Source organism: Flavobacterium palustre (assembly GCF_014639535.1).
GTDB lineage: Bacteria > Bacteroidota > Bacteroidia > Flavobacteriales > Flavobacteriaceae > Flavobacterium > Flavobacterium palustre.
The window spans coordinates 1,172,090-1,193,871 of the sequence record NZ_BMGA01000001.1; the positions used below are offsets into that span (position 1 = coordinate 1,172,090).

The following is a 21,782-nucleotide window of genomic DNA, read 5'->3' on the forward strand; positions in this document are numbered from 1 at the left end:
TTGGTTTTGTTTTTAAGACCTTAAAAAAGGATTTGGGTTTAATTTGATTCTAAAATTAATTTCGATAACTGAAATAAAAAAAGCCGCGAATTCGCGGCTTAAATATATGTAAAAGGAAGCTTGTTATTTTCCTTTGTTGGCTTCGATAACGTATTTTTCTAATGCCATAGTCATCGATGGTGTTCCTGGTGCAGGAGCCATGATGTCAACTCTTAATCCGTGGTCAAGCGCTTCTTTTTGAGTAGTGCTTCCAAATACGGCAATTCTGGTGTTGTTTTGTTGAAAGTCCGGGAAGTTTTTAAACAGGGATTTGATTCCTGTTGGACTAAAAAATGCCAGAACATCGTAATAAACATCGGCTAAGTCTGATAAGTCACTCATTACCGTTTTGTAAAAAGTAGCCTGTTTCCAATCTACTTTTAAATTGTCTAATACTATAGGAGCTTCTGCGTTTAATTGATCCGAAGCGGGTAAAAGGAATTTTTCGTCCTTGTATTTTTTAATTAAAGGAGATAAATCGGCAAAGTCTTTTGCGCCAACATAAATCTTACGCTTTCTGTAAACCACATATTTTTGCAAATAGAAAGCCACGGCTTCCGACTGGCAGAAATATTTTAAACCTTCAGGAACTTTAAAACGCATTTCTTCAGCCACTCTAAAAAAGTGGTCAACAGCATTTCTACTGGTTAAAATGATAGCAGAAAAATTGTTGAGGTCAATTTTTTGAAGTCTAATTTCCTTAGCGCTAACACCTTCTATATGAATAAAAGGACGGAAATCAATTTTGATTTTGTGTTTTTGTTGGAGTTCAAAGTAAGGCGAATTCTCTACCTTAGGCTCTGGTTGCGATACCAAAATTGTTTTGACTTTCATATTTTAACATTTTCTAAGCGCTCCCTCTTGTAAACAAATAATACATGAAAAAATAGGGAGCTATTTCGAGAGTGCAAAGATATAAAATAAAATAAAACAACTTACTGAATATTACACTTTGATATTTTTTTATTGAAAGGGAATAAGTCAGTATGCTAAGTAAGAGGATTATGCTAATTATTGCAATTGGAATGTTTTGAGAAACAGTATTATAGTAAAATAAAATAATGTTTACCGGAAGGATAATAATCCCAATATAAGTCCTGTAAGTGATCTTTTGCAGGTTAAATTGCTCCATGAATTCCTCAATATTGAAGGTAGTGGCAATAATTTTTTCGACTAAATATTTCGATAAAATAAAAAAGCTCAGAAATGTGATAATCTGGATGTATAAAATCCAATCGGTTTTTGAAGCATAGCCAAAAATACTTAAGGAAATCTGGATAAAAAAAGCAAATGAAATGACCTGAACAAAAAATAAAGAGATGGTAAAACTACTCTTAAGCTGGCTGCTGTCGCGATAGACTTTAGAATATTTATCTGAAAAAAAGAGATTGATAAAATCGCTGAAACGATTTCCGTAAACAGATTTAGTAACGGCAATAATACCAAAGGCAAGAACAAATAGAAAAGTTGCCCAGTCTTTGTTTTCGGTGATTCTCGGATGTAAGAGATATTCTGTCATAGCGATAGCAAAATTAGTAAAATTTTATATCAATATTTTTATTATACTATTATTATGAATCAAATGGCATAAAAAGGTTATTTTTGCGATGAAATTTTAGAAATATGAGTAATTGCATTGTTATAATTCCTACCTATAACGAAATTGAAAATGTAGAAAGTATCATAAGAGCGGTGCTCTCCCAACACAAACATTTTCATGTACTTATAGTGGACGATAATTCTCCAGATCATACTGCTGATAAGGTTCGATTGTTGCAAACGGAATTTGAAGGGCGTTTATTTTTAGAAAACAGAAAAGAAAAATCAGGCCTGGGAACGGCTTATGTACACGGATTTAAGTGGGCATTGGCTCAGGGTTATGATTTTATTTTTGAAATGGATGCCGATTTTTCGCACAATCCTAATGATTTGGAAAAATTATACAATGCCTGTCATTTTGGTGATGCTGATTTGGCTATCGGTTCGCGTTATGTTACCGGGGTAAATGTAGTGAACTGGCCGTTAAACCGAGTGTTACTTTCTTATTTTGCATCGGTTTATGTCAGGATGATTACCGGAATGCAAATTCACGATGCCACAGCCGGTTTTGTTTGTTATAAAAGGGAAGTTTTAGAAAAGATAAACCTCGATAAAATAAAATTTGTGGGTTACGCTTTTCAAATAGAAATGAAATACCGCACTTTTTGTAATAATTTTAAAATTACCGAAGTCCCGATTATTTTTACCGACAGGACTAAGGGGCAATCCAAAATGAGTAATTCGATAATAGTGGAAGCTGTATTTGGGGTAATTTCACTTCGATTAAAAAAATTAATAAACAGATTATAAAAAAAGGACAATGAACAGGGTTTTAATTAAGAATGCCAAAATAGTAAATGAAGGAGTAATTTTTGAAGGCGATGTTTTAATTGAGAATGACTTAATTGTTGAAATTTCAGAAAGCATTAGTGCAAAATCATCCGATTGTAAAATTATTGATGCCGAAGGGAATTATTTAATTCCGGGTGCCATCGACGATCAGGTGCATTTTAGAGAACCGGGTTTAACCCATAAAGGCGATATTGAGTCAGAATCCAGAGCTGCGGTTGCAGGCGGAATCACTTCTTATATCGAACAGCCTAATACGGTTCCTAATGCCGTGACTCAGGAAATTTTAGAAGAAAAATACCAGTTAGCTGCCGAGAAATCCTATGCGAATTATTCGTTTATGATGGGGGCAACTAATGATAATTTAGAAGAAGTTCTAAAAACCAATCCCAAAAATGTTGCAGGGATTAAGATATTCTTAGGTTCTTCAACCGGGAATATGTTAGTGGATGATCAGGCAACTTTGGAAAAAATATTCTCAAGCACACCAATGTTAATTGCTGTACACTGTGAAGACGAAGCAACTATTAAAGCCAATTCGGAGAAATACAAAGAAGAATACGGTGACGATGTTCCGGTAACGGTGCATCACTTAATCAGAAGTGAAGAGGCTTGTTATTTGTCTTCATCAAAAGCAATTGAACTGGCTAAGAAAACAGGAGCCCGTTTGCATATTTTCCATCTTTCTACAGCTAAAGAAATGGATTTGTTTACCAATAAAATTCCATTGGAGGAAAAGAAAATTACGGCTGAGGTTTGTGTGCATCATTTATGGTTTACCAATGATGATTATGCAACTAAAGGTAATTTTATCAAATGGAATCCGGCGGTAAAAACGGCAAATGACAGAGATGCCTTGTGGAAAGCTTTATTAGATGACAGAATAGATGTTATTGCTACGGATCATGCGCCACATACATTAGAAGAGAAAAAACAATCCTATTTAAAAGCACCGTCAGGAGGACCATTAGTGCAGCATGCAGTAGTGGCTATGTTTGAAGCTTTTCATCAGGGAAAAATCAGCGTGGAGAAAATTGTGGAGAAAATGTGTCACAATCCGGCTAAAATTTTCAAGATTGAAAAACGTGGTTTTATCAAAGAAGGTTATTATGCCGATTTGGTAATTGTAAATGCCGGTTTGCCATGGGGAGTGAAAAAAGAGAATATTTTTGCTAAATGTGGATGGTCTCCATTTGAAGGATTTACGTTTAAATCCAGAATTACGCATACTTTTGTAAACGGACAATTGGTATATAATGCTTTTAAAGTAAAAAACATTCGTGCCGGGAAAAGATTGTTATTTGATCGATAAGACCATGAAAAAAGCGGTATTTTTTATAATAATGATAATGTCATTTATAAGCTGTAAAGAAGAAACGGTAAAAGAACCGGATCGCCTTATAGATAAGGAAGTGATGCAGGATATTATCTATGATTTGGCACTTTTGGATGCGATCAAATACAATGAACCTGCTACAACCGAAAATTACAGGGTCAACCCAAAAGAGTTTATTTATAAAAAATACAAAATAGACAGTGCACAGTTTGCACAAAACAACATTTATTATGCTTCCGATTATGAAGAATACAAAGCGATGTATGATAGTGTTGTTAAAAGAATAGACCGCAAAAAAGCCATTATTGATACAGTTCTTAAAAAAGAAGCCAAAAGAGATTCGCTGATTGCTAAAAAGAAAGAATTGGATTCGATTAAAAAAGCTAAAAAAGTAATTTTGGCTAAGAAGAAGGATTCTTTACAAAAGATAAAGAAAAAAGACAGTTTGCTTTTGTTGAAGAAAAAACCAAAAACGGTTACACCAACAATAAAATCAAAGGTGATTAAAAACGGTGTTCGAATCAATTAATTACGACTGAAATGGTCTCTAATGTATTGATGGATATCTAAAAAAGAAACGTTGATTGCTGTTTTGATTTTCTGGTTGGAAAATTCCTTGTTGTTTAGAAGGGATTGCAAGGTGTCTTTTGAAATATTATTTGATTTTTGGGAAAAGAGATTAAGAAACCAATACAATATCCACGTAAGTTTTAAAAGAAAAGGTCTGGCTTCAATGCTGGGCCTTTTTACTTTTAGCGTGTCGGCAATAGTGTTGAAGAGGTCTCTGAAAATAATGTTTTGACCAATTACAATAAAGCGTTCGTTACAAATGGAACTTTCCATTAATTCAATCATGATTCTTACCACATCGTCCACAGCTACAAAAGCGGTTTTTCCATAGGTGTAAAACAGTAAACCATCAGCAACTTTTTTAATCAATTGTCCGCTGCCCTGGTCTTCAAAACCCGGACCAATAATGACTCCCGGATTGACAATAATAACTTCCAGACCTTCCTGCTGACCGCGCCAAACTTCCATTTCGGCACCATATTTTGATATGGCATAGTCGCTATGGTATTTTTCGGGATTCCATTCGGTTTCTTCGGTAATGATGTTTTCGTGGGAGGCTAAATCGCCAAGAGCTGCTGTAGAACTTACATGACAAAGTTTTTGTACGCCTTTGGCAATGCAAAAATTGACGATATTGGCTGTGCCTTCGATATTGATTTTTCTTAGTATTTCTTCTTCTGCGGGGTTGAACGAAATAAAAGCAGCACAATGATATACTTTGGTAATAGTGACAAAAGCGTGTTCTAAAGAGGGAATGTCAAGAATGTCGGCCTGAACCCATTCGATGGCGTCAAATAAAGGCAGTTTGTCGTAATGCTGAAATAAGGATTTCGTTTTTTGAATCCCTTTTTCCTGACGATAAATGGCACGAACTTTTTCTCCATTTTCGATTAAATGAAGTAATAAATGTGCGCCTACTAAACCGGTTCCTCCCGTAACTAAAATCATTTTGTAAATGTAATCAACTTCAACTTCAATGGCAAAAAAGAAATTCCAATTTAAAAAATCCAAATTCCAATGGCTATGTGTTTTTGGAATTTGGAATTTATTTTTTGATTTATTGTTATTGTTATTGCCATTGATATTGATTTTTGAAATTGTTATCTTTGCCGAAATTGATTAAAAAACATGAAGAATTTTATTGAAGAAGTAACTTGGAGAGGAATGCTCCACGATGTTATGCCGGGCACTGAAGAACATTTGATGGAACAAATGCGTGTGGCGTATGTGGGGATTGACCCAACTGCAGATTCATTACATATAGGACATTTGGTTGGAGTAATGTTGTTGAAACATTTTCAGTTAGCCGGTCATAAACCGTTGGCGTTGGTAGGTGGAGCAACAGGAATGATTGGTGATCCATCAGGAAAATCGAACGAAAGAAATTTACTGGACGAAGCTACTTTGCGTCACAATCAGGAAGCGATAAAAGGGCAATTGTCCCGTTTCTTAGATTTTACTTCCGATGCTGCTAATGCTGCTGAGTTAGTAAATAATTACGATTGGATGAAGAATTTTTCATTCTTGGATTTCATCCGTGATGTGGGGAAACATATTACTGTAAACTACATGATGGCAAAAGATTCGGTTAAGAAACGTTTATCGTCAGAATCTGCCGAGGGAATGTCTTTCACCGAGTTTACTTATCAATTAGTTCAGGGTTATGATTTCCTGCATTTGTACAGAGATAAAAGCTGTACGCTACAAATGGGAGGAAGTGATCAATGGGGAAATATCACTACCGGAACCGAATTAGTACGCCGAATTGCCAGCGGAAAAGCCTATGCTTTGACTTGTCCGTTGATTACTAAAGCTGACGGAACTAAATTTGGAAAATCCGAAGGAGGAAATATCTGGTTGGATGCAGCAAGAACTTCGCCTTATAAATTTTACCAATATTGGTTGAATACATCTGATATTGATGCCGAAAAATACATTAAAATTTTTACGTTTTTATCGAAAGAAGAAATCGAAGATTTAACAGAGAAACACAGAGAAGCACCACATTTGCGTTTGTTGCAGAAAAAATTAGCCGAAGAAATTACCATTATGGTGCATTCAGCAGCCGATTTAGAAAATGCAATCAAAGCATCAGGAATTCTTTTTGGAAATTCGAATGCTGATGATTTAAAAAAATTGGACTCGGCTACTTTCTTAGAAGTTTTTGATGGTGTTCCGCAGGCAGAAATTGCAAAAAATGATATAGAAAACGGAATCAATATTGTTGACGTTCTTAACGAAAAAACAGGATTTTTAAAATCGAATGGTGAAGCCAGACGCGCTTTGACTGCTAATTCTATTTCGGTAAACAGAGAAAAAGTGAAAGAAGATTTTGCACTTTCGACAAAAGATTTAATCAATGATCAATTTGTATTATTACAAAGTGGTAAGAAAAACTATTTTGTGGTAAGAGTAGTTTAATCAGTAAACAGATTAGCTAAAATTATACTTAAATTCAAAAGCCTGATGACATAATGTTATCAGGCTTTTGTGTTTTAATAGATGTTCTCTATTTTTGAGCTTTAGATTAGTAACAACAGTGAAGTTATTTATTAGGGATTGTATGAAAAATAAACAAATTTGGTCTTATGTAGTTCCTTTATTCGCTGTTTATTTCTGTTGTTTGACAGGATTAAAGGCTCAGAATCTCTTTTTTGAAAAAATTAGCGGCCGGGAAGTAAATCCCGTTACTCAAATACATGGGATTGCTAAGGATTCTGTGGGTTATATCTGGATTGGGAGCTGGAATGGCGCTTACCGATATGACGGAAAAACATTTGACTTCTATTATCATAATCCTAATGATAAAACATCGTTGCCCAATAACCGAATCCGTAATATCATTTCGGATAAGAAATTGGGACTTTGGTTTTTAACCTTTGATAAAAAATATGTTCGCTTTAATTATCAGCTAAATTCCTTTAAAATTGTTGCCAATGCTGAAGTTCCAAAAAGTATAGTTGAAAAACTAAGCAGTAATTCCAATTTGTTAAATAAAAACCGTATTGTAAACGGGAAAAGGTATCTTTTAAAGGATCATCTGTTTACCTCTCAGGATATAAAATCAGGAGAGGAATATAGTTATACGGCCAATATTAATCATCCGGGACAATTATTGGATGATTATATCACCGATTTTTTTATAGATGATCAAAATATAATCTGGCTGGGAACCCGTGGAGGGGATGTTTATAAGGCAAATCCAAACCGGAATCCTTTTGAACTGCATTACAGTTTTAGAAAAGGCAGTGAGAATACCAAATTGGCTACAGTCAAAGGGATATTAAAAGTAGCGGATAAAATTTGGCTGGCTACCGATGAAGGCACACTTATTTACAACAAAGATGGTTTGGATTACAATAATCCTTTTTATCGATCGAATAGTCAGATTAAATATGTGCGTAGTTTTTTCAGGGATAGTAAAGGCAGAATTTGGATTGGGGGCATTAGCGGCCTGGAATGTTACAATCCTAAAACAAATCAATGTAAATCGATAATCAGTAGGGTTTTATGTCCCAAATTAGAAACCTGGTCTGTTTATGCAATGGAAGCATCAGGGAATAATTATTTATGGGTAGGACTTTATAATGGTATGGCACGTATCGATTTAAGCAACGACAGCATTCGCTTTTTTAATTTAGCAGATAAGGTTAAAGACCGAAGCGTTATGGATATTTTATCGGTAAATGATCATGAACTTTGGTTGGCAACAGAAGGAAATGGGGTTATTCGATTAAAAATAAACAATAAAGGAGTTATTTATGACGAATTATTGTTGAATACTTTCGGGGCTGATTCAGCGAATAAAATTTCAGGAAATATTATTTATGCTTTGCATAAAGACAAACGCGGAAATATTTGGGTAGGAACCAGTGAAGGTCTGAATAAAATTAATCTCCATACGAATCCGATGAAAATTGAGAAAGTCCAATTATTATCGGAAACACCTAATATTTATATTTCATCGATAACGGATGATGCTAAAGGAAATCTCTGGATTGCCCACAAACAGGGAATCTCGATGATTAATATTGTTACTAATAAGATTTCCAATTATCGAAAAGAAGATCAGTTTGGTTCCTGGACTTTTTCGGACAGGGCTTTTTATAAAGACCCGCTGAGTCAGAAAATATATTTTGGGGATAAAAATGGTTATTTGGTTTTTAATCCGGCTGAGATAAAAACAGTAGTGACCAATAATAAACTGATTTTTAAAAGCCTGTATTTATCGAATGAGAAAGTGATTCCGATGGATACTGTAAAAGGAAGGGACGTTTTGACTAAGGATTTGTCGCAAACCCAATCGATTCAACTGGATTATGATAATCGAAATTTTGCGATAGAATTAGCTTCTTTAAATTATAATAAAACCAATAAGGAAGTTTATGAGTACATGCTGGAAGGTTATGAGGACAAATGGATTAAGACAACGGGAAGTAAAATAACCTATAATAAAGTGCCTCCGGGAAGCTACGTTTTTAAAGCCCGTATTGTGTCGCTTAATAATACAAAATCACCAATAACCGCTTTAGAAGTACATGTTGATGCGCCCTGGTATGGAACCTGGCTGGCTAGGATTTTGTTTTTAACTTTATTAGCGGGGATTGTTTATTGGGTTTTCAAATCGATACTGTATCGGGATCGTTTGCAAAACGAAATCAAATTAGAGCGTCTAAATGCTGAAAAACAAGAAGAGTTAAACAAAGAAAAAATTGAGTTTTTTACCAAGATTTCCCATGATTTAAAGACACCTTTAACGTTAATTGTAGATCCTTTAAAACGCCTTCAGGACGAAACATTGGTTCCCGAAGATAAGGAAGTCTATTTTTCAATTGTCAATAGGAATATTAGTTATTTGAGTAAGCTGATAGCTCAGATTTTGGATTTCAGAAAATCAGAAACCGGAAAATTAAAAAGCAATCCTACAGTTCAGGATTTTAATGTGTTTATAGAAAGCTGTTACAATACGTTTAAATTTATTTCGATAAAACGAAATATTGGCCTGCAATTGCATACTTCCGAAAAAACATTGCCTTGTTATCTGGATTTTGAAAAAACAGAACAAATTATTACCAATATTGTCTCCAATGCTTTTAAATACACGCCTGATGGTGGGAAAGTGAGTATTTCGGTAACGCATAATACTGCCACATCGTCTATTGATATTGTAATTGAAGACAATGGTATTGGAATCGAGGAATCGGAATTAGAGAAAATTTTCGAACCTTTTAATAATGTGGGACCAAGTCCGTATTATGGTTATTCATCCGGTATTGGTTTGTCGCTAACCAGAAATCTGGTGCACTTTTTAAATGGAACAATAAGCATTGAAAGTGTTTTGAAAAAAGGTACAAAAGTATTCATCAGCTTACCATTTGTTGCTGCTGCATCAGAGGATGTAGTGGAGACAGCTCATGAAAAAACGTCTTTTGAAGATAACTATCCGGTTCAGCCGATGGATGAGCAGCCTTTTGAAGGCAATAAGCCAACCCTTTTGATAGTGGAAGACAATCCTGATATTCAAACCTATTTGAATAAAGAATTGAGTAAAGATTATATAGTGTTTCAGGAGTATGATGGTAAAAAAGGATTAGAAACAGCTGTTAAACAAATTCCGGATATCATCGTTTCGGATATTATGATGCCCGAAATGGAGGGAACCGAACTTTGTAAAGCATTAAAAAGTGATGAAAATACCTGTCATATACCGGTTATTTTATTAACGGCTAAAGGAGCCGACGAAAGCAAAATTGAAGCCTATAATTTAGGCGCCGAAGCTTATGTGATGAAACCTTTTAATGTGGATGTGTTAAGGGCCCAAATTAAAAGTGTTTTAGAAAACAGAATCATCCTGCAGAAAAAATTGGCAGGCATTGCAACCATTGAGCAGTTGCAGGAAGAAATGCCTGATCAGGATAATGAGTTTTTGGAAAAAGTAATTCATTTGATTCAGCTGAATATGGAAGATGTCGAATTCAATTCGGAAGAATTGGCTAAACTGCTCCATATCAGTTCAAGACAATTGTATCGAAAATTAAAGGGAATATCCGGTAATACTGTGCATGAATTTATTACGAAAGTAAAGATGAATCAGGCCGAAGAATTACTCCTTAATTCTAATTTGAACATTTCTCAGATTGCCTATAAGTTAGGTTTTTCGGAACCGTCTAACTTCTCCAGAACTTTCTCTAAGCATTTTGGCTGTAGTCCTTCACAGTATGGGAAATAGTTTTTCTGTTTGTAAGAATATTTAAATATATTTGAGGGATAAATAAGTTTGAGTTTGTCAGACATAATATACAAGTTACCACCAAGCTAAAAAAAACGTGAGCATAAGCTATAAAGAAATATTAAACCTCAAAAACCTTAATGATTTTAAAGCTGATGATGTTACTAATTTATTAGCAATAATTTTCGAAACCGGACGAGAAAATAAGAGTAAAAAGGATATCATTTTTGGTCTAAATCTTTCGGAAAAACAAAACTTGGAAAATTTCTCTGATGAGAATAAAATGATTTTTCATTTTAATGTTGCAAATGGTTGGTCATATTTACAACAATTAAATGAAAATATTAGATCTGATGAATTTTGGGATTTTAACTTAGAAGAATCTGAAAAGCAAGTGATCCATTTAAGATTAGCACTTTCATTTTCAGGAAAAAGCGTAAACAATTACAAAAAATGTGAAATTTTAACCAATTTAGGAATTATTTTTAACCATTTAGGTAGATTTTCAGAAGCTCAATCTTACTGGCAACAAGCAATTAAAATTGACTCATCTTTTTCAATGGCAATTGGAAATATCGGATATAATTTAGTCCACTATTCCAAAATATTGTATGATAATGGACATCAGCTCTTATTTTTAAAATTTGCATATAAATATTTAAATAAAGCTATTGACTCTGATATTTATGAAGAAGCAAAAATAGCCTTTAAAAATACAAGTACATTTTTAGAATCAATTGTTAAAATAGAAGAACTAAAAGATATTCAAAATTTAGAAAATTTTTCTATTGGAAATACTCAAGAAGAACAAGAATACAGAACTTGGTGTTTGAAAAAAAAGCTTTTTTTAAATCCTCTTAATGACATTATAATAGACAATATTGCTGGACACGATTGTTTATTTCTTCCTACTATTACTTTAAAATTTGACAAACCACCAATTTATCAAACAATATTTAATCAAATTAAGCAAGAGTTTGTTTTTGCTAGACATCTCTTATTTGAAGGTCTTACTCATAAAACAACACATTATTCCGATAAAGACAATATCCAACTAGACACATTGGATTATGCTGTTTACTCTCACAGTAGTGAAAAAATCAAAACTACTTTTAGAATATGTTATTCTATTCTAGACAAGATTGGATATTTAATTAACGATTATCTAAACTTAGATTATAAGCCTCACGAAGTTTCATTTAGAAGTATTTGGACTTTGTCAGATAAGAAAACAAAAAAAACAAAAATAAATAATAAAATAATAGAAACCCAAAATTGGGCTTTTAGAGGTTTATATTGGTTAAGTAAAGATCTCTACGAAAAAAACGAAGAGTTTTCGCTTTCAATTGAACCTGAAGCAAAAAAGTTAGCACAAATTAGGAATTTTATTGAGCATAAATCTTTTAAAATTGTAGAATTTGGAGAAACAGGTTTATCCGACAATGAATTAACATATGTAATTACACGAGAAGAATTTGAGAAAAAAACTTTGAAATTAGTTACTTTAATTAGAGCAAGTGTGATTTATCTATCACTTGGAATTAATCTGGAAGAGAAAAAGAAAATAATATTCCAGCCAGCTTTACCAATTGATTTTATTGAATTGAGAGATGAATTCAAACGTTAATAGCCTGGTGGTAACACTTGCTACAAGAGATTTGGGTATTTAGCTTAATTTGAAAATAGTCTTGTATTTGGGAAGTTTAGTCAAATTCGAAATAAGGCTTAATTTAATCCAAAGATTTCTTTAGTAGGACGTTAACAGTAATTATTAAGTCACTCCTGTCAAAGAACATTTTTTTGTTTAAATTTGTACTTATGGGAATAGTTGATAAAAATAGAGAAGATTTGATAAAACTTTGTACAATGTACAATGTGGAAAAAATGTATCTATTTGGTTCGGCTTTGAATGCTAACTTTAATAAGGAAAGCGATATTGACTTTCTAGTAAAATTCAAATCTATCGAGTTGTCAAAGTATTTTGATAATTATATGGATTTTAAAGAAAAATTAGAGGAATTATTTGAACGTGAAGTTGACTTAGTTGAGGAGCAAACTCTAAGAAACCCAATCTTAATCAATTCAATCAATAAATCTAAAGAGCTTATTTATGGATGAAAGAATTCTTAAATGGCTTTTCGATATTAAAATATGTATTGATGAAATTGACAGCTTTTTCAAAGAAGAAGAAAAAGATTTTTTCAAATACAGAAATAACCTGATGCTTAAAAGAGCAGTTGAAAGAAATCTTGAGATCATTGGTGAAGCGGTAAACAGAATTATAACTCGCGATAATTCATTTACTGAAAAAATTAGCAATGCAAAAGCAATCATTGGATTGAGAAATCAAGTTATTCATGCTTATGATAACATTTCTGACGAGAACATTTGGTCAATCCTTATCAATCATCTTCCAAAATTAAAATTTGAAGTGGACAGATTAATTCAGGAGAACTAAAAAAAGTTACTTTTAAGCAGCGGTTTATTGCACAACCTTGGAATATTTTTCTACAAAAAAATAATTATGAGTAAATACAATAATATCAAAACTTTTGATGAGCTAATTGATCTGGAGCACGGAAAAATAGGTACAGAGACCAGAAATAAGTATGAGGAAAACTCACAGCTATTTATTATTAGCGAAATGCTAAAAGAAGCCCGAAAAGAAGCTAATCTTACTCAGGAACAATTAGCAGAAAAAGCAGGGACAAAGAAAAGTTATATTTCAAAGATTGAGAATGCAAAAGGTAATATTCAGCTTTCAACGCTGATTCGAATTTTTGAAATTGGCTTAAACAGAAGAATCGGTTTGACTTTTCTGTAAACAGAAGCGTTAGTTAATAAGTATAATTACTTTAGTAATCTGCCGAATCTGCGTGAAAATAATCTCACGCAGATTCGGCAGATTTTTTTTAATTTAGGTTATATCCATTTTCAGTTGTCAGATTGTGCCATTTCTTGTCAAATACGGTCAAATGTCAGGATATGACAGAAAATGGCAACTATTGATAATTCAAAATATAGAGGGAAATCTACATTTGTAAAAGCTTATGGCGAAGTATAAGTGTTATAATTTCGAATGAATAATTAATAAAAAAGTAATATGAACTTAAAAGGATTAGTAGCAGGAGTGTGTTTGTTATCCTTATCGACAAACGGCATTTTTGCTCAAATAAAGGAATCGGAAAAAGTTAAGTATAATTTCAATTACGGTTGGAAGTTAAATGTGGGCGAGGCAGAAGAAGCTAAGCAGCTCAATTTTGATGATAACAAATGGACTAATGTTAATCTTCCTTATGCCTGGAATCAGGCCGAAGCGTTTAAAGTGGATATCTCGCATTTATCCACCGGAATTGCCTGGTACCGCAAAACGTTTCAATTGCCTAAAGAAGCTGCCGACAAGAAAGTTTTTATTGAGTTCGAAGGAGTGCGACAAATGGGCGAAGTGTATGTGAATGGTACTTTGGTAGGCTTGCACGAAAACGGAGCTATGGCTTTTGGTTTGGATGTGACTTCGTATTTGAAACCGTATCCTCAGGAAAATGTGATTGCCGTAAAAACGGATAATGATTGGCGCTACCATGAAAAAGCAACAGGTTCTACTTTTCAATGGAATGACAAAAATTTTAATGCTAACTACGGAGGGATTCCTAAGAATGTTTTTTTGCATATCAAATCAAAAGTGTACCAAACCTTGCCGTTGTATTCTACTTTAAAAACAACCGGAACTTATGTGTATGCTTCCGATTTTGATATTGCCAATAAAAAAGCGGTTGTTAATGTTTCATCACAGGTTAAGAATGAGACTCCATCAGCAGTAAACGCTCAGTTAAAAGTGAGTGTAGTGGATATGGATGGAAAAGAAGTGGCTTCATTTTTAGGGGATTCTTTTTCGATAGGAGCAAACGAAATGAAAGATCTTAAAGCATCCAAAGCGTTAAATAATCTCAATTTCTGGAGCTGGGGTTATGGATATTTATATACTGTTACCAGTGAATTACTTATTGATAATAAACCGGTTGATGCGGTAGCTGTTCGAACAGGTTTTCGTAAAACAAAGTTTGAAAAGGGAATGGTTTACCTGAACGATCGTGTGCTAATGATGCACGGATATGCACAGCGCACCAGTAACGAATGGCCTTCGGTAGGAATGTCGGTTCCGGCATGGTTGAGTGATTATTCGAATAGTCTGATGGTAAAAAGTAATGGTAATCTGGTACGATGGATGCACATTACGCCTTGGAAACAGGATGTAGAATCCTGTGACCGTGTGGGTTTAATTCAAGCGATGCCGGCTGGAGATTCGGAGAAAGATGTTACAGGACGCAGATGGGAACAACGCACCGAATTGATGCGTGATGCGATAATTTACAACCGTAATAATCCTAGTATTTTGTTCTACGAATCAGGAAACGAAAGTATTTCAGAAGAACATATGCAGGAAATGAAAGCTATAAGAGATCAATATGATCCTTTTGGAGGAAGAGCGATTGGAAGTAGAGAAATGCTTGATAGTAAGGTAGCTGAATATGGAGGAGAAATGCTATACATTAATAAGAGTGCAAAACATCCTTTTTGGGCTACTGAGTACAGCCGTGACGAAGGTTTGCGTAAATATTGGGACGAATTTACACCGCCTTATCATAAAGAAGGAACCGGAGGAACTACACATGAAAATGTAAACGGAACAAAAGTAGTTGATGCCAGTGCTTACAATCACAATCAGGATGCGCATGCTATAGAAAATGCGGTACGTTGGTATGACTATTGGGAAGCGCGTCCGGGAACAGGAGACCGTGTGAGTTCAGGAGGAGTAAACATCATTTTTAGCGATTCGAATACCCATTATCGCGGACAGGAAAATTACCGCCGAAGTGGTGAAGTTGACCCAATGCGTATTCCTAAAGACGGATTCTATACGCATCAGGTAATTTGGGACGGCTGGGTTGATACTGATAAACCGGCAGCTCATATTATTGGTCATTGGAATTACGAAAAAGGAGTAACTAAGGATATTACTGTAATTTCAACTGCCGATGCAGTAGAATTATTTGTTAATGGAAAAAGTCTTGGAAAAGGAAAACAGGATAAAAAGTTTGTGTTTACATTTAAAAACGTGCAATATCAGTCGGGAGCTATTAAAGCTGTTGGTTATAATCAATCTGGAAAAGAAGTTTGCGTGGACGAAATTAAAACAGCTGGAAAGCCTTTTGCGCTAAAATTAAATGCAATTCAAAGACCGGGCGGAATGTTAGCCAATGCTAATGATTTGGCAATTGTAGAGGTTGAAGTTGTGGATAACAAAGGGAATCGTTGTCCTACTGCGATGAACATGATTAATTTTGATGTTCAGGGACAGGGGACTTTCATAGGAGGAATTGCGCAAGGACCTGATAATTATATTGGTTCTAAAAATCTTCCGGTAGAATGTGGAGTGAATAGAATTTTTGTAAAAGCTAGTGATTTAGCCGGGATAATTAAGGTAAAAGCAACTTCTGAGTCACTGAAAACGGCTGAATTAAGTATCAAAACGAATAAAACAGATCTTCAAAAGTTATCATTGGCTATGCCAGCGGATAAGCTGCCATCGTATGTTGAAAAAGGACCTACACCAAGTACGCCTTCATTCAAAAAAACTAGAAATAGTGTTAAGATTTCAGAAGCAAAAACCGATGCTAATCCTGCTGATGCAGCAAAAAGTTTCGACGATAACGAATTGAGCCAATGGACAAATGATGATGGAAGCCCGAAAATTGAATATGTTTTAGAGCGTGAAGCTACTATTAATCAGGTAGTACTAAAATTAGCCGGATGGAGAAGTAAAAAATATCCTATTCGAATTTTTGTAGATGGGAAAAAAGTTTTCGAAGGAGTTACTCCTACCAGTTTGGGTTATGTAACCCTTGATGTTACTCCGGTTAAAGGAAGGAATGTTCAAATAGAATTGATGGGAACTTCAAAAAACAGTAAAGATATCAATCTGGTTGAAATTACCGGAAAAGTGGATGATGCCGGTTTAAAACAATCTAATTCGAAAACGTCACAATTGCCTATTGTTGAAGTGGAATTTTACGAGCCTATTCGTTAATTTGTTTTCACTTTAAACGAACAAAAGAGAAGTTTATATTTTTTTATAAATGGTTTAGTCAATTTTTTGAAAAGTCTATCGAAATTTTTTTTAAATGGAGATAGGCTTTTTTAAATGTCGATATTGAAGTCCTCCGTGTTCAGTTTAAAAATGTAAAATTTAACATTTGTTAAAAAAATATAAATCACATAATTAAAAAAAATAAAATTAACAACAACCAAATAAATATAAAATGAAAACCAAACTTAAATTCATCTTTAGCTTATTGTTATTAGGAAGTATTTGCAATTTACACGCGATTGAACTGCCGAAAGTGATTAGTGACAATATGGTATTGCAACGCGGTAAGAAAGTTGTTATCTGGGGTAACGCCGAGCCTAATGAAAGCATTTCAGTAAGTTTTAAAAAACAAAATAAAAAAACAAAGGCTAATGCCGAAGGCAAATGGTCGCTTTCTTTGGATTCTATGGAAGCGTCTTCGACTCCGGCTGTTATGGAAATTATGGGAGCTAAAGATAAAATTACGCTTCAAAATATATTGGTAGGAGAAGTTTGGCTGGCATCGGGTCAGTCCAATATGGAGTATTCGATGAACAATCATCCCAAATATGCCAAACCTCAAAAAGGAAACCCAAACTATTTGAAGGACGCATTTCGCGCTAAACAGGATCCGCGTTTGAGATTATTGTATGTTAATAAAGATTTGAAATCCAAAACCCTGCCTTCGGATGGCTGGCATATTGCTGACAGCACCGGATTGGTTCCAACATCGGCAGCGGCTTATTTTTTTGCTAAAAGATTAATGAAGGAATTGAATGTTCCTGTGGGAATTATCACTTCGGCCTGGGGAGGGACTCCTATCGAAAATTGGACTCCAATGCAGGCTTATGCTTCTAATTCATTATTTGCCAATAAAATTAGTAACGGGAAACTAGATAATCAGCAAATAGGGATGCGTTTTGAAGCGATGATTCGTCCGATGGCTCCTTATACACTAGGCGGTTTTCTTTGGTATCAGGGTGAAACTAATCTTATTAATGGAGATATAGCTGTTTATACTGATAAACAAAAAGCATTGATAGACAGTTGGAGAGCAGCCTGGCAGGATAACAAACTACCGTTTTACTTTGTGCAGTTGGCTCCATATAATTATTCTCACCGAGAAAAAGACCCGATAAAACATACTTCGGAAACTTTGCCGGAATTTTGGGAAGCACAAACTCAGGTCATGGAACGTGTTGCCAATACAGCTATGGTAGTGACGACCGACTTAGTGGATAATCTCGCCGATATTCATCCTTCTTATAAATGGATTGTCGGAGAACGATTGGCACTTTGGGCATTGGCTAAGCAATATGGCAAGAAAAATGTAGTGTACAGCGGTCCTGTTTTTAAAAAGATGCGTATTGATGGAGATAAAGCTATTTTGGAGTTTGATTCTGTTGGTTCGGGATTGAAAACAACTGCTAATGACGGTTTGTTGACCTGGTTTCAAATAGGTTCAGGAGATGGTTCTTTTGAAAATGCCAAAGCAGTGATTGTCGATAACAAGGTAATAGTTACAAGTAAAAAAATAAAAAAACCGGTCGAAGTACGATTTGCCTGGGATGAAGCTGCGATGCCTAATCTTTTTAATAACGAAGGTTTGCCTGCTTTGCCTTTTAGAACCAAAAAATAAAGAATCTATAATCAAAACTGTTGGGTGAAATTATTAAAAACGTCAGTTCGAGTGTTTTTTGTGTAGTGAAACGGAACAAAAAATGTATCGAGAACCGTTTTTAATGAAATTTTTCTTGTTCTCGATACAATCCCGTTGAAAACGGGATCACTCGAACTGACGAAAAATTATCATCAAAAACTAATTTCACCCAACGGGTTAATCAAAAAATATAATTATAAATTTTACCATGAAACATTTAAAAAAAAGTTTTTTATCATTGCTGGCTATCAGCTTATTTTTCAATGCCAATGCTCAAAAAAAGCAAACAGCATTAGAATTTAATTTCGGAGAGAAAGTTAAAAGCAATTCAGGAACAGCAATCAATAAAGCAGTTGAATACAGCGATGCTTTAGGTTATGGATTCGATTTTCAATCAGATAAAAATCTAACATTTGATAAGAAATCTATTTCGGCTCAGAGTCCATTTTATTTTTCGGTAAAATTGCCTGAAGGAAATTACAGTGTTGAAGTTGTTTTAGGAGGTGATTCCAAGGCAGTAACTACAGTAAATGCAGAATCCAGACGATTGATGCTGCGTGAAATAAAAACAGTCGAAAAAGAATCAAAAACAGAGCGTTTTATTGTAAATGTGAGAACGGGAGAATTTGATGGAAACAAAAAAATAGGTTTAAAACCTACCGAAATCAGCGGTTTGAACTGGGATAATAAATTGACTCTGGAGTTTTTAGGAACACCTAATGTTCAAAGTATTAAAATTACTCCGGTTTCAAAAATTAAAACACTTTTTATAGCAGGAGATTCAACTGTTACCGATCAGGGTTCGGAGCCTTGGGGATCATGGGGGCAGTTTTTTCCAAATTATTTAACTACTGATGTGTCAGTTGCTAATTATGCCTGTTCCGGTTTGGCTTTGAGTTCTTTTAAATCCGGAAAACGTTTGGATAAAATTTTACATTTAATGCAACCGGGCGATTATCTTTTTATTGAATTTGGTCATAATGACGAAAAAGCCAAAGGCGAAGGAAAAGGTGCTTGGGGACAATATACTGCTTTGTTAAAAGAATTTGTAAGCAGAACAAGAGAAAAAGGAGGGATTCCGGTATTGATAACCCCTACGCAAAGACGCCGCTTTAATGCTGACGGAACTTTAGAACCTACTCATGGTGAATTTCCTGATGCAATGCGTAAAGTCGCTGCCGAAATGAAAGTACCTTTGATAGATGTTACTAATATGACAACAGCCATGTATGAAAGTTGGGGTGACGAACTTTCGAAAAAAGCTTTCGTATTTTATCCAGCCAATACGTTTCCGAATCAGGAAAAAGCCTTAGCTGATAATACCCATTTTTGTAGTTTTGGTGCTAATGAAGTAGCGAAATGTGTGGTGCAGGGAATCAGGGATTTGAATTTTGATATTGCTAAAAATATAAAAATTACGGTAGCAAATTACGATCCTAAGAAACCATCTCAGCCAAGTGAATGGACTGTGCCGGCTAGTGTAAGAATTGAAACAACTAAGCCGGATGGGAATTAAAATTGGGATATAATTTTTTTCCAATATTAAAAGAAAGAGCTTTCCTTGGGAGGGCTCTTTTTGTTTTTAGAATTGTTTTATTTAAGGTTAAAGTATCTGAGATAATCAACTCTTTAACATCGTTTTTCGGTATTGAGACGGAACATATCCCAGGCTTTTTTTGAATGTTTTATTGAAATGAGAAATGGACTCAAAGCCACACTGACTACTAATATCGGAAATGCTGATGTCTTCCATAATCAATAGTTTGCAGGCATAACCAATTCGCATATCCAATATATAGTTTTTAAAAGACTTGCCTGTTTTGCTTTTAAAATAGCGACAAAAAGCAGCTGCATTCATCGCTGCAAAAGAGGCGATTTCTTCAAGACTGATATGACGGGTGTAGTTTTTATTCAAATAAGATATTATTTTATCAATTCTTGCCGTATCGTAAATGGTTTCATTGATAAAATCCGAAGTGGAAATAATTTGCCTGTTGTCGGTTTCCGACATTTCTTTCAGCAATTCCAAAAAAAGCAGCAGTTGGTTCAAACCGTTTTCCAAAGGCAGTTTTGCTAATAAATCCTGCAATTTTGGCGACTGGGCTGAAGAAAAGTAAATCCCTCTGACAGAATCCTGCAATAATTTTTTGATTTTGATAAAATGCGGATAATGATTGATTGCATAATACATAAAATCTTTTTCAAATTGAATGATGGTACCCTTCACTCTTAAATTGGTATTTCCGGAATGGTAAGCATCATCACTTTTCATAAAATGAGGTAAATTAGAGCCAATAAGTAATATATCGCCGGCATCAAATTGAGCAATGTTGTTACCCAGAAACCGGGTTCCTGTACCTTGCTGTATGTAAATTATCTCGTATTCGGAATGAAAATGTAAGGGATAAGAAAAATGGGCATAATCAAAAAAACGTGCTTTTAAAGGAGAAGACTCTGAAATAGGAAGCCGTTCGTTCATAATAGTTTTCATAGGCGACATTCTTTAATTTGCAAAAATAGCATCATTGTATGCAAATTTAGGAAATAAAATTGGCTTTGCTTCTCTTTAAATTTGTATCTCTATTAATCTAAAAATAAATAAGATATGAATGATACATTTAGTATTAAAGGAAAAGTGGCAATTGTTACAGGCGGTGGCGGAGTACTTGGAGGAAGTATTGCAAAACACTTAATTAGTGCAGGATGTAAAGTTGTTGTACTGGATATCAGAGAAGAAAATGTAAATGATCGTGTAGCCGAATTAAAAGAATTAGGAGGAGAAGCTATTGGTTTTGTTTCGAATGTTTTGGATGTTGAAGAAATGAAAGAAACCAGAGCAAAAATAGTGGCTAACTGGGGAACAATTGATATCCTGATTAATGCAGCGGGAGGAAATATGCCCGGTGCAACATTAACTGAGGAACAAACTGTTTTTGATATGAAAATTAGTGACTTTGAAAAAGTAACCGATTTGAATTTGAACGGAAGTGTGTATCCTTGTATTGTTTTCGGTGAAGTTATGGCAAATCAGGGGAGCGGGAGTATAATTAATGTATCTTCGATGGCAACTTTGTCAGCTATAACAAGAGTTCCTGGTTATTCGGTAGCTAAAAGCGGAATTGATATTTTTACAAAATGGCTGGCAATGGAATTGGGAACTAAATTTGGAGAAAAAGTAAGAGTAAATGCAATTTCTCCGGGATTTTTTGTTGGAGATCAAAACAGAAAAGTCTTGATTAATGAAGATGGTTCTTATACCGAAAGAAGTAAAAAAGTATTGGCAAGAACGCCAATGAAACGTTTTGGTGATATTAATGAATTGAACGGAATTGTTCAGTTTTTATGTTCGGATGCAGCAAGTTTTATAACAGGAACTATTATCCCTATTGATGGAGGTTTTAGTTCTTTTAGCGGAGTTTAAAAAAATAATAAA

General features: G+C 34.5%; 17 protein-coding genes. 13 read left to right on the plus strand and 4 right to left on the minus strand.

All coding sequences use genetic code 11. From position 1 onward, the window contains the following. Positions 1-123: 123 nt before the first annotated feature. The gene (locus IEV84_RS04670; RefSeq protein ID WP_071184621.1) at positions 124-873 is read right to left on the minus strand and encodes a uroporphyrinogen-III synthase; all 750 of its coding nucleotides are present in this window, start codon (positions 871-873) and stop codon (positions 124-126) included. Between the two features lie 13 nt (positions 874-886). Next, positions 887-1,558, minus strand: a complete 672-nt coding sequence (locus IEV84_RS04675; RefSeq protein ID WP_188492881.1) for a DUF4271 domain-containing protein — start codon at positions 1,556-1,558, stop codon at positions 887-889. A gap of 104 nt (positions 1,559-1,662) precedes the next feature. Here IEV84_RS04675 and IEV84_RS04680 point away from each other — a divergent pair, with 104 nt between their 5' ends. The 3 genes from IEV84_RS04680 to IEV84_RS04690 are packed head-to-tail and all read left to right on the plus strand — an operon-like array spanning position 1,663 to position 4,292. Continuing rightward, positions 1,663-2,388 carry a polyprenol monophosphomannose synthase gene (locus IEV84_RS04680; RefSeq protein WP_188492883.1) on the plus strand — a complete coding sequence of 242 codons (726 nt, stop codon included), beginning with the start codon at positions 1,663-1,665 and terminating at the stop codon, positions 2,386-2,388. 10 nt (positions 2,389-2,398) lie between these two features. Next, positions 2,399-3,739 (plus strand): dihydroorotase, encoded by a 1,341-nt coding sequence (locus IEV84_RS04685; protein ID WP_188492885.1) that lies wholly within the window; start codon positions 2,399-2,401, stop codon positions 3,737-3,739. A 37-nt stretch (positions 3,740-3,776) separates the two neighbouring features. Continuing rightward, positions 3,777-4,292 carry a DUF4296 domain-containing protein gene (locus IEV84_RS04690; RefSeq protein WP_229732601.1) on the plus strand — a complete coding sequence of 172 codons (516 nt, stop codon included), beginning with the start codon at positions 3,777-3,779 and terminating at the stop codon, positions 4,290-4,292. Here the strand turns inward: IEV84_RS04690 and IEV84_RS04695 are convergent. After that, positions 4,289-5,281, minus strand: a complete 993-nt coding sequence (locus IEV84_RS04695; RefSeq protein ID WP_188492889.1) for an NAD-dependent epimerase/dehydratase family protein — start codon at positions 5,279-5,281, stop codon at positions 4,289-4,291. The genes IEV84_RS04690 and IEV84_RS04695 overlap by 4 nt on opposite strands. Before the next feature lie 180 nt (positions 5,282-5,461). Between IEV84_RS04695 and tyrS the strand changes: the two genes are divergently transcribed. The 9 genes from tyrS (at position 5,462) to IEV84_RS04740 (ending at position 19,865) form a co-directional block, all read left to right on the plus strand. After that, on the plus strand, positions 5,462-6,754 hold the full coding sequence (tyrS, locus tag IEV84_RS04700; RefSeq protein WP_188492890.1) for a tyrosine--tRNA ligase: 1,293 nt from the start codon (positions 5,462-5,464) through the stop codon (positions 6,752-6,754). Between the two features lie 142 nt (positions 6,755-6,896). Further along, positions 6,897-10,562, plus strand: coding sequence for a hybrid sensor histidine kinase/response regulator transcription factor (locus tag IEV84_RS04705; protein ID WP_188492892.1), 3,666 nt, complete (start codon positions 6,897-6,899; stop codon positions 10,560-10,562). Positions 10,563-10,659: 97 nt separating this feature from the next. After that, positions 10,660-12,189: an LA2681 family HEPN domain-containing protein gene (locus tag IEV84_RS04710; protein WP_188492894.1), complete on the plus strand. Its 1,530-nt coding sequence runs from the start codon at positions 10,660-10,662 to the stop codon at positions 12,187-12,189. A 191-nt stretch (positions 12,190-12,380) separates the two neighbouring features. Then, a complete protein-coding gene (locus tag IEV84_RS04715; protein ID WP_188492896.1) occupies positions 12,381-12,680 on the plus strand; it encodes a nucleotidyltransferase family protein in 300 nt (99 codons plus the stop codon). Then, on the plus strand, positions 12,673-13,020 hold the full coding sequence (locus IEV84_RS04720; protein WP_188492898.1) for a HepT-like ribonuclease domain-containing protein: 348 nt from the start codon (positions 12,673-12,675) through the stop codon (positions 13,018-13,020). Before IEV84_RS04715 ends, IEV84_RS04720 begins: the two co-directional genes overlap by 8 nt. Before the next feature lie 66 nt (positions 13,021-13,086). Continuing rightward, on the plus strand, positions 13,087-13,386 hold the full coding sequence (locus IEV84_RS04725) for a helix-turn-helix domain-containing protein (RefSeq protein WP_188492900.1): 300 nt from the start codon (positions 13,087-13,089) through the stop codon (positions 13,384-13,386). A gap of 279 nt (positions 13,387-13,665) precedes the next feature. After that, positions 13,666-16,650: a glycoside hydrolase family 2 protein gene (locus tag IEV84_RS04730; RefSeq protein ID WP_188492902.1), complete on the plus strand. Its 2,985-nt coding sequence runs from the start codon at positions 13,666-13,668 to the stop codon at positions 16,648-16,650. A 232-nt stretch (positions 16,651-16,882) separates the two neighbouring features. After that, positions 16,883-18,328, plus strand: a complete 1,446-nt coding sequence (locus IEV84_RS04735) for a sialate O-acetylesterase (RefSeq protein WP_188492904.1) — start codon at positions 16,883-16,885, stop codon at positions 18,326-18,328. A gap of 229 nt (positions 18,329-18,557) precedes the next feature. Beyond that, positions 18,558-19,865 (plus strand): rhamnogalacturonan acetylesterase, encoded by a 1,308-nt coding sequence (locus IEV84_RS04740; protein WP_188492906.1) that lies wholly within the window; start codon positions 18,558-18,560, stop codon positions 19,863-19,865. Between the two features lie 105 nt (positions 19,866-19,970). On the opposite strand, the gene IEV84_RS04745 is transcribed toward IEV84_RS04740, so the two are convergent. Continuing rightward, entirely contained in the window at positions 19,971-20,840 is an 870-nt protein-coding gene (locus tag IEV84_RS04745) for an AraC family transcriptional regulator (RefSeq protein ID WP_188492908.1), read from the minus strand. 114 nt (positions 20,841-20,954) lie between these two features. Between IEV84_RS04745 and IEV84_RS04750 the strand changes: the two genes are divergently transcribed. Next, positions 20,955-21,770 carry an SDR family oxidoreductase gene (locus IEV84_RS04750; protein ID WP_188492910.1) on the plus strand — a complete coding sequence of 272 codons (816 nt, stop codon included), beginning with the start codon at positions 20,955-20,957 and terminating at the stop codon, positions 21,768-21,770. Positions 21,771-21,782: the final 12 nt, after the last annotated feature.

Coding starts and splice junctions, on each gene's coding strand:
- IEV84_RS04670 (WP_071184621.1), bottom strand. CDS start 873: ATGAAAGTCAAAACAATTTTGGTATCGCAACCAGAGCCTAAGGTAGAG.
- IEV84_RS04675 (WP_188492881.1), bottom strand. CDS start 1,558: ATGACAGAATATCTCTTACATCCGAGAATCACCGAAAACAAAGACTGG.
- IEV84_RS04680 (WP_188492883.1), top strand. CDS start 1,663: ATGAGTAATTGCATTGTTATAATTCCTACCTATAACGAAATTGAAAAT.
- IEV84_RS04685 (WP_188492885.1), top strand. CDS start 2,399: ATGAACAGGGTTTTAATTAAGAATGCCAAAATAGTAAATGAAGGAGTA.
- IEV84_RS04690 (WP_229732601.1), top strand. CDS start 3,777: ATGTCATTTATAAGCTGTAAAGAAGAAACGGTAAAAGAACCGGATCGC.
- IEV84_RS04695 (WP_188492889.1), bottom strand. CDS start 5,281: ATGATTTTAGTTACGGGAGGAACCGGTTTAGTAGGCGCACATTTATTA.
- tyrS (WP_188492890.1), top strand. CDS start 5,462: ATGAAGAATTTTATTGAAGAAGTAACTTGGAGAGGAATGCTCCACGAT.
- IEV84_RS04705 (WP_188492892.1), top strand. CDS start 6,897: ATGAAAAATAAACAAATTTGGTCTTATGTAGTTCCTTTATTCGCTGTT.
- IEV84_RS04715 (WP_188492896.1), top strand. CDS start 12,381: ATGGGAATAGTTGATAAAAATAGAGAAGATTTGATAAAACTTTGTACA.
- IEV84_RS04720 (WP_188492898.1), top strand. CDS start 12,673: ATGGATGAAAGAATTCTTAAATGGCTTTTCGATATTAAAATATGTATT.
- IEV84_RS04725 (WP_188492900.1), top strand. CDS start 13,087: ATGAGTAAATACAATAATATCAAAACTTTTGATGAGCTAATTGATCTG.
- IEV84_RS04730 (WP_188492902.1), top strand. CDS start 13,666: ATGAACTTAAAAGGATTAGTAGCAGGAGTGTGTTTGTTATCCTTATCG.
- IEV84_RS04735 (WP_188492904.1), top strand. CDS start 16,883: ATGAAAACCAAACTTAAATTCATCTTTAGCTTATTGTTATTAGGAAGT.
- IEV84_RS04740 (WP_188492906.1), top strand. CDS start 18,558: ATGAAACATTTAAAAAAAAGTTTTTTATCATTGCTGGCTATCAGCTTA.
- IEV84_RS04745 (WP_188492908.1), bottom strand. CDS start 20,840: ATGAAAACTATTATGAACGAACGGCTTCCTATTTCAGAGTCTTCTCCT.
- IEV84_RS04750 (WP_188492910.1), top strand. CDS start 20,955: ATGAATGATACATTTAGTATTAAAGGAAAAGTGGCAATTGTTACAGGC.